Annotated in this window: 12 protein-coding genes and 1 pseudogene; 6 read left to right on the top strand and 7 right to left on the bottom strand. The window is 70.5% G+C overall.

Features of this window, described 5'->3' with window-relative positions:
* Positions 1 to 230: 230 nt before the first annotated feature.
* Positions 231 to 857 carry a LysE/ArgO family amino acid transporter gene (locus BIV24_RS29320; RefSeq protein WP_071369497.1) on the bottom strand — a complete coding sequence of 209 codons (627 nt, stop codon included), beginning with the start codon at positions 855 to 857 and terminating at the stop codon, positions 231 to 233.
* Between the two features lie 70 nt (positions 858 to 927).
* Between BIV24_RS29320 and BIV24_RS29315 the strand changes: the two genes are divergently transcribed.
* Together BIV24_RS29315 and BIV24_RS29310 are read left to right on the top strand one after the other, a co-directional pair.
* Entirely contained in the window at positions 928 to 1833 is a 906-nt protein-coding gene (locus BIV24_RS29315) for a LysR family transcriptional regulator ArgP (protein ID WP_071369496.1), read from the top strand.
* 222 nt (positions 1834 to 2055) lie between these two features.
* The gene (locus BIV24_RS29310; RefSeq protein WP_071369495.1) at positions 2056 to 3180 is read left to right on the top strand and encodes a winged helix DNA-binding domain-containing protein; all 1125 of its coding nucleotides are present in this window, start codon (positions 2056 to 2058) and stop codon (positions 3178 to 3180) included.
* Positions 3181 to 3359: 179 nt separating this feature from the next.
* Here BIV24_RS29310 and BIV24_RS35840 read toward each other — a convergent pair whose 3' ends face one another.
* Positions 3360 to 4967 carry an NUDIX hydrolase gene (locus tag BIV24_RS35840; RefSeq protein ID WP_245766993.1) on the bottom strand — a complete coding sequence of 536 codons (1608 nt, stop codon included), beginning with the start codon at positions 4965 to 4967 and terminating at the stop codon, positions 3360 to 3362.
* A gap of 793 nt (positions 4968 to 5760) precedes the next feature.
* On the opposite strand from BIV24_RS35840, the gene BIV24_RS29300 reads away from it, so the two are divergent.
* The 4 genes from BIV24_RS29300 to BIV24_RS29285 all read left to right on the top strand — a co-directional run bounded on the left by BIV24_RS29300 (position 5761) and on the right by BIV24_RS29285 (position 9436).
* Positions 5761 to 7020, top strand: coding sequence for an ABC transporter substrate-binding protein (locus tag BIV24_RS29300; RefSeq protein WP_177198862.1), 1260 nt, complete (start codon positions 5761 to 5763; stop codon positions 7018 to 7020).
* Between the two features lie 11 nt (positions 7021 to 7031).
* On the top strand, positions 7032 to 7934 hold the full coding sequence (locus tag BIV24_RS29295; protein ID WP_071369494.1) for a carbohydrate ABC transporter permease: 903 nt from the start codon (positions 7032 to 7034) through the stop codon (positions 7932 to 7934).
* Entirely contained in the window at positions 7927 to 8760 is an 834-nt protein-coding gene (locus BIV24_RS29290; RefSeq protein WP_071369493.1) for a carbohydrate ABC transporter permease, read from the top strand. The genes BIV24_RS29295 and BIV24_RS29290 overlap by 8 nt, the downstream gene beginning before the upstream one ends.
* Before the next feature lie 223 nt (positions 8761 to 8983).
* Positions 8984 to 9436 carry a hypothetical protein gene (locus BIV24_RS29285; RefSeq protein WP_071369492.1) on the top strand — a complete coding sequence of 151 codons (453 nt, stop codon included), beginning with the start codon at positions 8984 to 8986 and terminating at the stop codon, positions 9434 to 9436.
* 81 nt (positions 9437 to 9517) lie between these two features.
* Here BIV24_RS29285 and BIV24_RS29280 read toward each other — a convergent pair whose 3' ends face one another.
* From BIV24_RS29280 to BIV24_RS34690, 5 genes and pseudogenes are all read right to left on the bottom strand, one after another.
* Positions 9518 to 9931 carry an NlpC/P60 family protein gene (locus tag BIV24_RS29280; protein WP_071369491.1) on the bottom strand — a complete coding sequence of 138 codons (414 nt, stop codon included), beginning with the start codon at positions 9929 to 9931 and terminating at the stop codon, positions 9518 to 9520.
* A gap of 326 nt (positions 9932 to 10257) precedes the next feature.
* Entirely contained in the window at positions 10258 to 11589 is a 1332-nt protein-coding gene (locus tag BIV24_RS29275) for a protoporphyrinogen/coproporphyrinogen oxidase (RefSeq protein ID WP_071369490.1), read from the bottom strand.
* Positions 11590 to 11667: 78 nt separating this feature from the next.
* Positions 11668 to 13263 (bottom strand): class I adenylate-forming enzyme family protein, encoded by a 1596-nt coding sequence (locus tag BIV24_RS29270; protein ID WP_071369489.1) that lies wholly within the window; start codon positions 13261 to 13263, stop codon positions 11668 to 11670.
* Positions 13264 to 13282: 19 nt separating this feature from the next.
* Positions 13283 to 14281, bottom strand: coding sequence for a UbiA family prenyltransferase (locus BIV24_RS29265; protein ID WP_071369488.1), 999 nt, complete (start codon positions 14279 to 14281; stop codon positions 13283 to 13285).
* Positions 14282 to 14380: 99 nt separating this feature from the next.
* Positions 14381 to 14656: pseudogene (locus tag BIV24_RS34690) on the bottom strand (long-chain fatty acid--CoA ligase); the annotation flags it as partial.

The raw sequence follows: 14656 nt of genomic DNA, 5'->3' as shown, positions 1-14656 counted from the left end.
GTCGGGAGCGCGACGAGGTGTGAACGACCGAGTGCACGAGCTCGGCCGTTCACGGCCGACAAGGTGACTTCAAGGCCCTCACGCAACCAGCGGCAGGATCCTGAGGCGAGAGGCACCACGCAGCCGGGGGCATACCAGCGTCCCAAAACATCGCCGCTGCGAGCCCGGACTGCGTCGGCGCCCTCCTTCTGCTCTGCCCTACGGTCCTGGAGAGCGGCCCGCCGAGCCGATCAGAAGGTGCGGGCCAGCAGCATGACGCCCATCGCGAGCATGGTGGCTGCGACCAATGAGTCCAGCACCCGCCAGGCGATGGGGCGTGACAGGACGCCGCTGAGGAGTCGCGCACCGTAGCCGAGGCCGGCGAACCACGCCGAGCTGGCCAGCATCGCGCCGAGGCCGAAGGCCCAGCGCAGCGAGCCGCGGTCGGCGGCGACCGAGCCGAGCAGCAGCACGGTGTCCAGGTAGACATGCGGGTTGAGCCAGGTCATGGCCAGGCAGGTGAGGACAGCGGTGCGGACGGAGCCCGCCGTGGTGCCCCTCGTCGTCAGTGCCTGTTCGGCGGCCGGTCGCAGTGCACGGCGGGCGGCCAGGATGCCGTAGCAGGTCAAGAAGCCGCCGCCGGCCAGGCCGACCGCGGTCAGTGCGGCGGGCCACGCGGTGACCACAGCGCCGAGCCCGGCCACGCCGAGAGCGATCAGGACCGCATCGGAGGCGGCGCAGATGCCGACCACCGCGAGAACGGCTTGCCCACGCGCCCCCTGGCGTAGGACGAACGCATTCTGCGCGCCGATGGCGACGATGAGGGACAGGCCTGTGCCGAATCCGGCGATGACCGCCGGGAGAGTGCCGCTGTTCATGTCAATCGAGGCTATGGATCACCGCGGCATTAGTACAGCTAAAGTTTCTTATCTAGCATTAGCCAATGTGATGAATGAGCTACCTTTCGATCAAGTGCGTACGCTGCTCGCCGTCGTCGACGAGGGCACCTTCGACGCTGCAGCCGCGGCTTTGCATGTGACGCCTTCGGCCGTCAGTCAGCGGATCAAAATGCTGGAGCAGCGCACCGGGCGGGTGCTGCTCATGCGCACAAAGCCGGTCCGGCCGACGGAGTCCGGACAGGTGGTGGTGCGGTTTGCGCGCCAACTGGCATCCCTGGAACGGGATATGCAGATGGAACTGGGGATCGCGGCCGATTCGGGTCCGGCCCGGCTGCCCATCGCGGTGAATGCGGACTCCCTGGCCACCTGGTTCCTGCCGGCCCTGACGCGGGTGCCGCAGAACCCGCCGATCTGCTTCGACCTGCACCGCGAGGACGAGGCGCACACCGCGGCGCTGCTGCGCGAGGGGCGGGTGATGGCGGCGGTGACGTCGTCAGCGGAGCCGGTGGCGGGCTGCACGGTACGGCCGTTGGGCCTGGCGCGGTATCTGCCGGTGGCGAGTCCGCAGTTCGCGGCGCGCCATCTGTCGGCCGGGCCGCTGGAGCGCTGCCTGCCCGGCGCCCCGGTGATCGTTTTCGACCGGCGTGACGAGCTGCAGGACCGGTTCGTGCGATCCCTCACGTCTGACGGGTCGGGCGCCGGCCGACTCCGGCACTACGTACCCACGTCGGAGGGGTTCTGTGATGCCGTGGCCGCCGGTCTCGGCTGGGGCCTGGTCCCGGAGCCGCAGGCGGAACCACTGCTGCGGTCGGGCGCCCTCACGGAACTGCTCCCGGGGCGACGGGTGGACGTGCCGCTGTATTGGCAGCAATGGAAGCTGGATGTTCCGGCACTCGCTCTCGTGGCGGCGACAATCGCCTCCGCGGCAGCCGAGTCCCTGCACAACCAGGACTGACACCGCACTCTGCCGCCCACCTCACACGCCGCGGGACTTCTGGGAGCCGGCTGTACGGGGCGGGCCAGGCCCGGGTGGCAGTGCTTCATCGTTCAGTCCAGGAACGAATGACAGGCACAGGACCGCCAAACAGGACCGCAGCTGTCCTCAATGCCCTCTACTGTCGACCGGTACGCGCGGCATTCCGCGCCGCGGCGCGCCTGCTGTGAAGGACGGTAGACCATGGCGATCACCTGGACCCCCCGCCCGGCCACGCTGTCCCGGCGCGCGCTGAACCGGGCCTTCCTGGCCCGCCAGCTGCTCCTGGAACGCGCGCCGCTCCAGGCGCGCTCCGTGATCGAGCACCTGACCGGACTTCAGGCTCAGGCACCGCAGGCGCCCTACGTCGGACTGTGGACCCGGATCCGGGAATTCGTCCCCGACGACCTCTCCGCCCTGCTGCTCGACCGGTCCGCCGTCCGTCTCAGCCTGATGCGCGGCACCGTCCACCTGGTCACCGCCGACGACTGCCGCTGGCTGCGTCCGACCGTGCAGCCCTGTCTGGACCGGGGGGTCGGCCCGCGGGGCTGGCGGCGCCTGGAAGGGGTGGAGCCGGCCGAACTGGCGGCCGTCGGACGCGCCTGGCTGGACGAGGCACCGCGCAGCGCCGCCGAGTTGAACCAGCTGCTGGGGGAGCGGTGGCCGGGTCTGGACCGGTCCCTGATGGGGCAGGTGCTGCGCGTCGTGGTGCCCATGGTGCAGATCCCGCCGCGCGGCGTATGGGGGCGATCCGGGCAGCCTGTGTATGCGACCGCCGAGACCTGGCTGTCGGGCTCGCCGAGTCCGGTCGCGGATCCGGGGCTGCTGGTGCGTCGCTACCTCGCCGCCTTCGGCCCCGCCTCGGTCGCCGACGTGCAGATGTGGTCCGGGCTGACACGCCTTCAGGAGGTCGTCGACGCCCTGCGCGGTGAGCTGGTGGTCCTCGCCGACGACGCCGGGACCGAGCTCTTCGACCTCCCCGACGCGCCGCGCCCCGAGCCGGACACGCCGGCCCCGGTGCGCTTCCTTGCCGAGTTCGACAACGCGGTGCTCTCGCACGCCGACCGCTCCCGGATCATCACCGCAGAGGATCACCGGCGGATCATGACCAAGAACGCGCTGATCCCCGGCACCGTCCTGGTGGACGGCTTCGTGCGCGGCAGCTGGCGCGCCGAGAAGACCCGGCGGACCGCCCGGCTGATCGTCACCCCCTTCGCCGCGCTGTCCCCGCGGCAGCGGGGCGAAGTGGAGCAGGAGGGCGCCAGGTTGCTACGGTTCCTGGCCGTCCGCGCCGACGACCGGGACGTCGTCGTCCTGTCCGACGGGTGAACCTCCGGGGCCCGTTGTCCTGCCGTGGTTCCCTGAGTTCTGGCCTTCGGCCGGAAATACCTGAAGCACCCGAAACGCTCGGACCCGGGTCCCCCGCATGCGCAGTCGGCTCCGCGGCAAGTCGCCGTCACGACTGCGGGGGATCGTGGCCACCCTCCGGTAGGACATCGACACGAGCCTCAGCCGTTGCCCCAGTCCCAGGTGTCGAAGTAGGCAGCCGTGCCGGTACGGCGGGCCTCCATCACAGCGCTCAGGCGCGCGAAATCTCTGGGCGGCATCAGCGGCTCCCACTCCTGCAGGGGCAGGACGCGGGCCTCGTCATGCTCGTCGGGATCCAGGGCGATGCCGCGGATCTGCTCCTCGGTGAGACGGCCGCCGTCGAAGACGAGGCCCACTGTGCTGTAGGGCCATTCCGCGCCGGGCAGGCTGTACACCGACGCCAGCAGCCGCGCCGGCCCGGGCGGCGTGATGCCGGTCTCCTCCCGGCACTCGCGGACGGCCGTCTGCCACGGGCGCTCGCCCGGATCCATCGTGCCGCCCACGAACTGCCATGGGTGTGTGGGGGAGTAGACGGAGTGCAGCTGGAGCGGCCGGTCCTCCTCGTCGGTGAAATAGACGCATGCGAAGGCCGTTGCCTTCAGCACCGTCTCGGCGTACTGCTCGGGTGGCAGCCGGGTGGGGCCACCCTCCTGCTCGCCCCGTACCGGTGGCTCCTCAAGCTGCGGCACCCGCACCAGCCCCGGACTGCTGGGGGACCCCAAGTCCCGGTACGGTGGCGCTGTTTCGCCGATGTCGGGCGGCCCGGTCTGCGAGGAACGCTGCGCGGCGTGCCGCTGCAGGAGGGCGGCCGTCGACGGGGGGAGCCGCAGCCGGTGCAGCATCCCCAGTGGGAACCAGTGCAGCAGTACACCCTCGTTCAACTGCAGGGTGTCGGGGTTGCCGTTCCAGCGGCCGGCGAACGTCTGGATCGGCACGCACATGCCGTCGACGCCGGTGGTCTCTTCCACGGCGAAGGGCTCCAGGTCCGACAGGTGCAGACCGGGTACTTCCTCGGCCAACTCGCGGTGGATCGTGGCTTCCAGCGACGGATCTCCCGGCTCGCGGCCGCCACCGAGCAGTGCGAAGGTGCCCGGCTCCGAGATGTCCGGGTAGTTGTCGCGCAAGTGGAGGAGGTAGCGGCCCGTGTCGTCGTAGACCAGCACGGAGGCGGTCACCGGCTCGGGCCGCCCGTCGAGGTCGGCCTTCAGCAGCTTGGCGCGCAGCGTCGGCGAGCCCACCTGCTCGAAAGACCGCCAGTCCGCGCCCGAGACCTCCTCGTCCTGCAGTGCGATCTCGGTGTCCGAGTGGGCGACGTAGAAGACGAACCGGAGGTCGAAGTGCCGGTGCTCGGGCTCGCCGCGCCGCGGATCGGCGTCGATGTCGTGGACGTCGATGTCGATCGGAGCGTCGAGGAACTGCGGGGACAGGCACAGGTCGCCCGGCTTGATCCCGGCCTCTTCGGACACCTTGCGCAGAGCGGTGGCGAGGACCGTGCGGTCGTCCGGTTCCACGTGGCCGCCCGGGGCCGGGACCAGCCCGCCGGCCCTGTGGTGGATGTGCAGTACCCGTCGGTTGCGGTCGATCACCACGGCGCTGCACGTGATGTGGCTCGGCAGCGTGGCGCGGCTCGTGGGATCGGCCTCGGCGTCGAGCGAGGCCAGCAGCGGCTCCAGCTGGGCTCGTTCGGCCGGATGGCGTTTGAGATACGTTTCGACGAGGGCGTGGACTTCGGGGCGGGCGGGTGGCATGGCAGCACCTCCAGTGCCTCAGGGCCGGTGACCGGAAGGTGGGTGCGCAGGGCATGCCTGCCCTTCGCGGCCGATCGGGATGACGCGGCCGCGGCTGAGCACCTGTTCTTTCAGGGGAGCCTTCACGGTCATGGCCAAACCCTATTGACGGGTACAGGGGCGGTCCGCGCGATCTCGCCATGGATCATCCTGTGGTGTGACGCGAGGTCGCTAGTGCCGCGGCAGGCAGCGTTTGCCCGTTAAGGAGCGGTGTTCGGTGCGTTCCCCCACGCTCGGCTTCGCTCGCGCGGGCGGTGCCCCCACCGGCGTGCCGGCCGGAAGCCCTCGTACTGGACGTACTTGGGCTTTCGGTCGGTGCGGCGAGTGGGGGTACCCCCTGCTCGAAGAGCTTGGGGGAGGCGTGCCGGGCGTCGCGACGCAAACGTTGCCTGTTGCGGCACTAGGGGCTGCCGGACGGTGCGGAGCTCGCACCAGAGCGGGCGCGAGCGCGCAGCCCTTCCTCGACCAGCTTGCCGCGACGCCCGCCGTTCCGTGCCCCAACGCCGCCGGGCAAGGACGAAGCCGACTCCGGCTATCAGCGCCGGAACGGCCAACTCGACTGCCAGCGACACTCGCGCACAGTAACCGACTGCCAGAACCTCCGCGTTGTGCCGAACACGGCGGTCGCCCTGACCGAAACAGCACTCTTGACACGTACACACTGCTGCCCTGTTCCTTTCGTAATCGCAGCGCATGGTTGATCGTTGGGCCGAGCATCGACGCGTGCACGGACAAGGACCGTCAGGGGGAGCACATGACCATCAGTCGCAGAGCACTTCTGGCCATGGGAGTGATCGCGGGCGGTGGGCTGCTCACCGCCTGCGGGAGCAACACGGGGCGTGGAGACGGCGGAGGGTCGGGGCCGACGCTGTCGCACTGGTACCACCAGTACGGTGAGACGGGCACCCAGCAGGCGGTGAACCGGTACGCGGCCGCATACAAGAAGGCGCACGTCACCGTGCAGTGGCGGCCGGGCGACTACGACCAGCAGACCGCCGCCGCGCTCCTCACGGACTCCGGTCCGGACGTCTTCGAGGTCAATGGGCCTACGCTCGACCAGATCCAGGGCGGCCAGGTCGTCGACCTCACCGACCTGCTCGACGGCGTCAAGGACGACTTCAACCCGGCGGTGCTCACCCCGAAGACGTACGAAGGAAAGATCTGGGGCATCCCGCAGACCATCGACATGCAGATGCTCTACTACCGCAAGAGCCTGCTGAAGGACGCCGGACTCGAGCCGCCCGACACCCTCGACGCACTCGTCGACGCCGCGCACAAGCTCACCACGAAGAAGGTCAAGGGCCTCTTCCTCGGTAACGACGGCGGTGCGGGCGTCCTGGGCGGAACTCCCCTGTACGCGGCCGGGTTGCAACTCGTCACCGACGACGGCAAGCCCGGATTCGACGACCCGGAAGCCGCCCGCGCCCTGGGCAAGATCCACCAGCTGTATGCCGGCAAGTCCCTGCTCCTCGGCGCGCCCGCCGACTGGGCCGACCCGTCCGCCTTCCTCCAAGGGCTGACCGCGATGCAGTGGACCGGCCTGTGGGCGCTGCCCCAGGTGCAGAAGGAACTCGGTGACGACTTCGGCGTCCTGCCGTTCCCCAAGGACGGCCCGTCCGGCCGTCCCTCCGTGCCCGTCGGCGCGTACGGCGCCGCAGTCAGCGCCCGCAGCCGGAACAAGGAGGCTGCCAAGGAGTACGTGAAGTGGCTGTGGGTGGAGCAGACCGGCGACCAGGAGGACTTCGCGCTCTCCTACGGCTTCCACATCCCGGCCCGCATCTCGCTCGCGAAGAAGGCCGCCAAGCTGAAGACGGGTGCCGCCGCCGACGCCGTGAGCTTTGCCACCGACCACGGCTACGCCCAGCCCTTGCTGTGGACCCCGGCCGCGCAGACCGCCTACCAGGACGCGCTGAGCCGGATCATCAAGGACGGCGCGAACCCGGACGACGAGTTGAAGACGGTCCTGCGGAAGGTGTCGGCCGAACTCGCCCGCGTACAGAAGAAGAAGCCGTGAGCCAGGGGGTTGTGAGCCGTCGGCGCACCCTCTGGTTCTGGATCTTCGTCGGGCCCTTCGCCGCCGGACTCGCGCTGTTCACCTACGTCCCGCTGCTGTGGAGCGTGGGCCTCAGCTTCTTCGACGCGCACAACACCGTCACGCCCACCCACTTCGTGGGCGTGGACAACTACACGGCCATGCTTTCGGACGACGCGTTTCTGGCCAGCCTGCGCACCTTCCTGCTGTTCACGGCGTTCATAGTGCCGGCGACCTATGTCCTCGCCCTCGCCCTGGCCCTCATGGTCAACCGGGTGCGGCGGGCGCGGGCGTTCTTCCGGTCGGTGTTCTTCCTTCCGGCCGCGTGCAGTTACGTCGTCGCGGCCCTGATCTGGAAAATGTCGATCTTCAACGGGGTCAGGTTCGGGCTGGCCAACGCCGTCCTGGACTTCTTCGGCGCCGACCCGGTGGCCTGGCTGTCGACCACCGACCCGCCCTGGTACTGGCTGGTGATCGTGACCGTACGGCTGTGGCTCCAGGCCGGCTTCTACATGATCCTGTTCCTCGCCGGACTCCAGCGCATCAACCCCGTGCTCTACGAGGCCGCCGCCGTGGACGGCGCCCGCCCCGGCTGGCAGGTATTGCGGCACATCACCCTGCCGCAACTGCGCGCCACCTCCGTCGCGGTGGTGCTGCTGCTCGTCATCAACGCCTTCCAGGCCTTCGACGAGTTCTACAACCTGCTGTCCGATGCGAGGGGTTACCCGCCCTACGCCCGCCCGCCGCTGGTCTACCTCTACTACACCGCGCTCGGCCAGGGGCAGAACCTGGGCCTGGGCAGCGCGGGCGCGGTGATTCTTGCCCTGATCATCGCGGTCGTCACGGTGGGGCAGGCCCGCTGGTTCGGACTGGGAAGGAGGAACAGCGATGGATGACGCCCTGGTACGTGCCGGGCGAGCGCTGCGGCTCGCCCTGCTGATCGCGCTCGCTCTCCTCTTCCTGGTCCCCTTCTACCTGCTGCTGCGCAACGGGCTGTCCACCGAGCAGGACATCACCTCGCCCGAGTGGACCTTCTTCCCCTCCGGCCTGCGCTGGGGCAACGTCCGCGAACTATTCGACGACAGCTCCGTCCCGTTCGCCCGCTCGCTGCTGAACTCCGCGCTGATTGCCGTTGCCACCACTCTCGGTACCCTTGTCCTGGCCTCGCTCGCGGGCTACGGCCTCGCCCGCATCCCCTATCGCCACGCCGACAAGGTCTTCTACGCCATCCTCGGCACCCTCATGGTTCCGGCCGCCGTCACCTTCGTCCCCAGCTTCGTGCTGGTGTCGTCACTGGGCTGGATCTCCACGCTGCGGGGCCTGATCGTCCCCACCCTCTTCTCCGCCTTCGCCTGCTTCGTCTTCCGGCAGTACTTCCTCGGCTTTCCCAGGGAACTGGAGGACGCCGCCCAGGTCGACGGGCTCGGCTACTGGCGGACGTACTGGCTGGTCGTCGTGCCGAACGCGCGGCCGGTGTTCGCGGCCGTCGGGACGATCGTCTTCATCGGCGCGTGGAACGCCTTCCTGTGGCCGCTGGTGATCGGACAGGACCAGAGTGCCTGGACGGTCCAGGTCGCCCTGTCCTCCTTCACCACCGCCCAGGTGGTCCGCCTGCACGAACTGTTCGTGGCGGCGGCCGTATCGATCCTGCCGCTGCTGGCGGTGTTCCTGTGCTTCCAGCGGTGGATCGTGGCGGGGGTGGAGCGATCTGGGATCGACTGAGGCCTGCCCGGCGCGTCGAACTGTGGAGCCTTTGTCCGAGGCCGGGTTCAGACCGCGACGGCCACCTCCTCGACCCTGGCGACGCGCGTTCGAGCAACGGGCGGTCCGGCGGCGGGCACCAGCCACCGGCAAATGGCAACTCGCCTTGCTATCAAGGGTGTTACATGCACGAAGATCAGCGGAATCCGTCCTTCCATGAACGCGCACGAGTAGCGTCACGCCCATGGAGGATTCACAGAACACTCACGACCCAGCTACACCGCGCGCCCGGTACGTTCGACGTGCCACGACCGCCGTCGCGGGGGCTGCCGTTCTGGTGGCGCTGAGCTTCGGTGTCGCCCTCGCGGCCAGCTCGGACGACGGCACTCCCAGTCCGGGGGAGACCACTGTTATGCCGTCTCCCGAGGGCCCGTCCGATTACCCGACCGAGGTCCCGCCTCACGAGACAGGCGGCACCAGTGGCGGCGTTGACGGCGGCGCGACCGGCGGCATCGATCCATCGCCGACCGCGACGTCCCCCACCAGCATCCCGTCGTCGCCCAACGTCGAGGCCGATCTGGCCAAGATCAACCGACGCATTTCGCAACTCAACAAGAAAATAGACCAGTTGCCCACCAAGAAGGACCTCGCCGACGCCCTGCGCGCCTTCGCCGACGAACTCGACAAGTCCGAGTAGCCCACGACGCAGACGATTGCGCCACCTCAGGTCACGCCCCGACGGGACGGCCCCCCAACCGCCCCGGCCCGGAACACCGCCTCAGATACGGCGCACCGTGTGCAAGGACGAGGCGTACAGACCCGCGCCGTCGAGCAGCGAGGGGCCGGCCAGGTCGGCCATGGTGGGCCCGTTGCCCGTCTTGCGGCTGGACAGGAAGCGGCGCTTGCCGGCCGCGTCCCGTCCGAGGTAGATCCCTGCATGGTCGACCGTGCCCGTCGGCTCCCCGTCGTCCCCGGAGTCGGCGTTGAACAGTACGAGATCACCGGGCTGGAGATCGTTCGCGGCCGGCGGAAGGGTGCCGTCGGTCCGGTCGATGAGCACACCGGGCGTGTGGTCGGCCATGTCGCGGGACCTGCGCGGTATTCGGTCCCCGGAGGTGTCCGCCTTCGCGGCCATTGGCACGCCCATGTGGTAGCCGTAGACCATGCGCGTGTAGCCCGAGCAGTCGAGCATCCCGACCTGATTGCTCGACGGCCCGGTGTAGGCGCCGTCGGGAAAGGGCCGAGGCCAGGTCGGCCGATGCCGGCAGGGGCTCGACGGACGCGGGGGCGGTGTCGGCGTGAGCCGGAGCCGTGGCCAGGCCGGTGAGAGGGACGGAGGCGGCGAAGGCGGCGAGCAGGCCGCGCCGAGATGTGTGGATCATGGAGGTCATGATCTCTCCCGTGTGGCATTCCGGACCAGTGCCCCGGTAGGCAGCGTCCGGGCGGCCCCGCTGCCACGATCCGCCCGCGTAGCGCCGCTCCGCCCCGGCCCAGGTCCTTCGACGTCGCGCCTCGTCTTCAACCCCCGTCGACGGCGAGGACGCGGCGAGCGGCGATCCGGGCCGAGCGGACGGCGGCCTCGCTGTTGGGACGCAGCATTACCCAGTCACCGGCGTAGTCCACGCGGCGCACCGGCCGCTCCAGGAACGCCGACCGCAGACGCAATGCGGCCGGAGTCGCCTCCGGCAGACCGTTCGGCCAGCGCACCACGAACACCGTATGCGTTGCCTCGGCCAGGCCCGGCAGATACCGCTCGGCGCGTGCGCGGACCACGGCCGCGACCTCGTCGTCGGATCGCTTCAGCAGGTCCGCTGACGCGTACGGCGAGGCGAACAGGCTGACCAGGCCACGGCCGGGCGGGACCCGGTCGGGTGCCTTGAGGTGGTCGAGGATGGCTCCGGCGAGCACCCGGTCGTCCACGGCCGAAACTCCCAGGGCGTAGGACGGCTGACGGGTCGGACTCGGTAGCGGGCGGTCCAGCAGACACAGCACCTTCAGCATCGGACTGTAGGTGCTCGCCGTCAGGTAGGGACGCTCGTCGTCCGGCAGGTCGCCATGGAGCGTGAGCGCCACCGGCGCCGGCACCGCCAGTACGGCGCACCGCGCGGTTACGGTCTCGCCGCCGGCCAGGTCGAGGCGCACCGTACGCGGCCCCGGCTTGACCGTGACGGCCGCATGGCCGGTGACGACGTCCAGCCGGTCCGCCAGCGCCCGGGCCAGCGTGTCCATGCCGTTGCGGTAGGCACCCCAGCGGGCCGCGGCACCCCCCACGGCGAGCAGCAGCGCGGCCATCGGCCCGATCGCCGAACGCTCCGGTCGCCAGCCGAAGAAGCCACTGGCCAACGGCTGCAACAAACGGTCGTACAGGTCGGGATGGTAGCGGCGGGCGTACTCCGCGACGGTCGCGTCGCCCAGCGGTGTGGCCTCGGGGCGGTCCTGGTCGAAGCGGCCGCGATGCCTCATGAGCACACCCGTGAACCGCAGCCAGTCGAGCCGGCCGCGCCATGACATTCCGGCCCCGGTCAGCAGTCCGGCTGGATGACCGAGGTTGGCGTGGGCACGGCCGTCGCGCCAGACCGCGATCCGGCCGCCGACCGGCATCACGGCGTCCTCGGCCAGGCCGACCGCCCGGACCAACCGCCAGGTGTCCTCGTAGCCTTGGGTCGCGAGGTGCTCCGCTCCCTCGTCCAGCACGTAGTCCTCGTGGTGGCGGGAGACCATCCGCCCGCCCACCCGGCCCAGTGCCTCGAACAGCCGCACAGACCGGCCGGCTTCGGCCAGGTGGAAGGCGGCGGCCAGACCGGAGATCCCGGCCCCCACCACGGCGATGTCGACATCTGTCTCGGTCATCTGCGGTTCGTCCTCGTGGTGTCGATACGGATGTGCTGCACCCCGAGCGGTGGTCGGAACCGTCAGGGCGGGATGGGGTCAGGTCCAGTGCCCGGTGCCGTACGGCGGTGCCCCGTCGAGCAGCCGGTCCCGCAGTTCCTGCCGGCGGACCTTGCCGGTCGCGGTGAGCGGAAGCTGCCCGTCGGGCAGGAGCGTCGGCTCGTCGAGCGGCGGCAGGTCGGCCACGGCCCGGCGCCACGCGGCCCGGTCCAGCTTGCCGTCCCGGGTCACCAGGACCGGCAGCGGCAGTCCGCTCGCGCGACCGAGCACCACCGCCTCGACGACCTCCGGCAGCCGGTCGTGGAGCACGTCCTCGATCTCCACGCAACTCCCGCCCCGGACCGTGTCCACCTCGCGGTCGAGCAGAAGCAGTCGCCCGGACCGCGTGGCGACCCCGAGGTCCCCGGTGGCGAACCAGTCGTCGGTGAACTTGGCCCGCAGCCGCTCCGTTTCCCCGACATATCCGGCGCACAGCGCCCTGGTGCGGGCCAGCACCAGGCCGGGCCGGCCGCGCGGGACCGGCTGGAGGGTCTGCGGATCCACCACCCTCAGCCGTGCTTTGCCGGCAACCGGACGGCCCAGGTCGCGGGTGGTGGGGTGGCGTTTCCCCAAGGCGCGCACCGATCGCCGGGTGAAGCAGCGAAAGGTGAGCGGCCCGGTCTCGGACTGCCCCCAGACCTGCACCCACAGCGGCAGACGGCGGCGGGAGGCGCCGAGGAACGCCCGGACCGTGGGCGGGTGGATGGCGTCGAAGGTGTTGATGTACAGCCGCACGTCGCGAAACGGGTTGTCCGGTGACGCGGTGAGCGGCTGCCAGCGCACGAAGGCCGAGGGCGCCGCCTCCAGCGCGGTCGGCGGATGCGCGCGCAGGACCGGTTCGGCGCGCCCGGGGTCGTAGCCGTCAAGGATCACCGCCTCGCGCGGGGCGAGCCAGAACACGCTGACCGTCCAGGCGAGACCACGACCGTGGGCGTACGAGGTGGCCTGGGCGACGGTGTCGTCGCGCCGGGTGGACACGATCGGCCAGCGCCGTGCCTCGGCGGCGGCGATCCGGTGGATCAGAGTCGCGGTGGTGTGGGTGACCAGCTTGGGGATCCCGGTGGTGCCCGAGGTGTGCATGATGGCCAACGGTGCGTCATCGGGGCGGTGATGGGCCGGTGGCGGCCGGTGCCCGCGTACGTCCGCCAGGGGGATGGCCCCGGACGCGGAGGCATCGAGGGTCAGGGTGCGACGGGTGAACGCGCTCAGGTCGGTGCCCGTGGAACGGGTGCTGGCGAGCGTGCCCGCGGTGGTGACCAGCGCGGTGGCGTCGAGACGCTTGAGCAGCAGCTGAAGCGTCTCGGCCGGGAGGCGGTCGGAGATCAGCGCGGGCACCGCGCCGATGCGGGCGGCGGCACAGGCGAGCAGGACGTAGTCCCAGTGGTTGGGCTTGATCACGGCGACCCGGTCGCCACGCGTGACGCCCAGTGCGGTGAGCCAGCCCGCGGCCTGTGCGACGAGTTCGGCGAGGTCTTCGATCCCGTACGATGTCCGACCGTCCGGCGCGATGTCCAGTGCCCGGCTCAGATGGACCAGTGTCCGGGTGCCGCGGTCGGCCAGAACGTCGAAGAACGGACCGGGTTCGAGGGGCTTCAATTGTCCCTGCCCTTCTGGCTCAGGAGGCGCGGGCGCTCAGCAGGTTGGCCGCCACCAGCGCGACGACCAGGATCCGGTGTGCGCGAATACCGACAAGCCGGCCGCGCAGGACATCTCCGCGCACCATGCCGGTCGTGAACTGCCCGGTGCGGGCCACCATCACCGGCAGCAGGAGCAGCGGGAACCACCACGGCGCGACTCCCAGGAGCGCCGCCGCGATGATCACCGCGGTCTCCAGCACGGAAAGCGCGCCGATGAACAAGGTGTTGCCGCGCCGGGACAGCAGACACGCGACGGTGGGCCGGCCTACCGCACGGTCACCGGCGATGTCGTTCGTGTTCGAATACACCCCGAAGAGGAGCGGCCCCAGGCCGAAGAGGAACGCCTCCACGGCGGCCAGGCCGGTGGCCTCCCCGGTGAGCAGTCCGTAGAGCGGCAGGACGAAGGCCCAGCCGACGGCGGCGAGGAACACCTCCTGCAGTCCGCGGTGGCCGAGCCGCAGGCCCCAGGAGTACTGGGGGATCACGAAACCGGCGCTCACCACGCCGAGCACCGCCCACAACGGCTGGTGGGGCGCGACCACCAGAGCCGCTGTCCAGCACAGACAGCCGGCGGCGAGCGCCCCCCAGCCGAAGCGCACCGCGGCCGTTTCGGTCAACGCGCCGGCCAGCAGCGGCTTGCGGGCGAGTCGGCGAACCGGCGCGTCGACGCCGTAGTTGGCGGCGTCGCTTCCGTCCCGATAGCCGGCGACGTCGTCGAACGCGACCGCCGCGCCGACCAGGCACACCTCCCCGAGCAGGAACGCGATCAGCGTCAGCCCCGTCGACAGGCCGTCACCCGGTGGCTCCCGTACCAGGAGAAGCGACCCTACGACGAACAGGCTGAGGTAGTAGTCGACCATGCCGAGCTTGGCCAGCCGGATATAGGCGGGCAGCCGCGTCCACGGGCGTGGGCCGGGACGGGCGATCGCGCGGGCCGGGTGCGCGGTGGTGGCGGCCGGGTTCAGCTCAGCGGCCATGGGTGCTCCCTGGTGTTGTGCCGTCGAAGGGTTCTGGATCCGTCGGGAGCTGCCGCCGACGGGCGCTCGCTGTCGCGAGCAGGGTGCGCTTCCGTCCGCTCATCGAGGAGCTTCCCGGGTCCTCGAGGAGGTGCGCGCGGGGTCGCCGATCCGCGCGGCGGCGAGCCGCGCCAGGGTGCTCCGGCAGACCTTGCCGGTCGGACCGAGCGGCAGCCGGTCCAGCGTCAGCAGATGCTCGGGAAGCTTGCGGCGCTCCAGCCCCCGCTCGCCTTCCAGGAACGCCTGGAGCTCGGACAGGGTGGGTGGGTGGGCGCCCTGACGCCGTGCCACGCAGGCGCACAGCCGCTCGCTCAGATCGCGGTCGGGCACCGCCAC

The organism is Streptomyces colonosanans, assembly GCF_001866645.1.
In the GTDB taxonomy this organism is placed as follows: domain Bacteria; phylum Actinomycetota; class Actinomycetes; order Streptomycetales; family Streptomycetaceae; genus Streptomyces; species Streptomyces colonosanans.
This window is presented reverse-complemented; position numbering and strand designations above follow the sequence as displayed.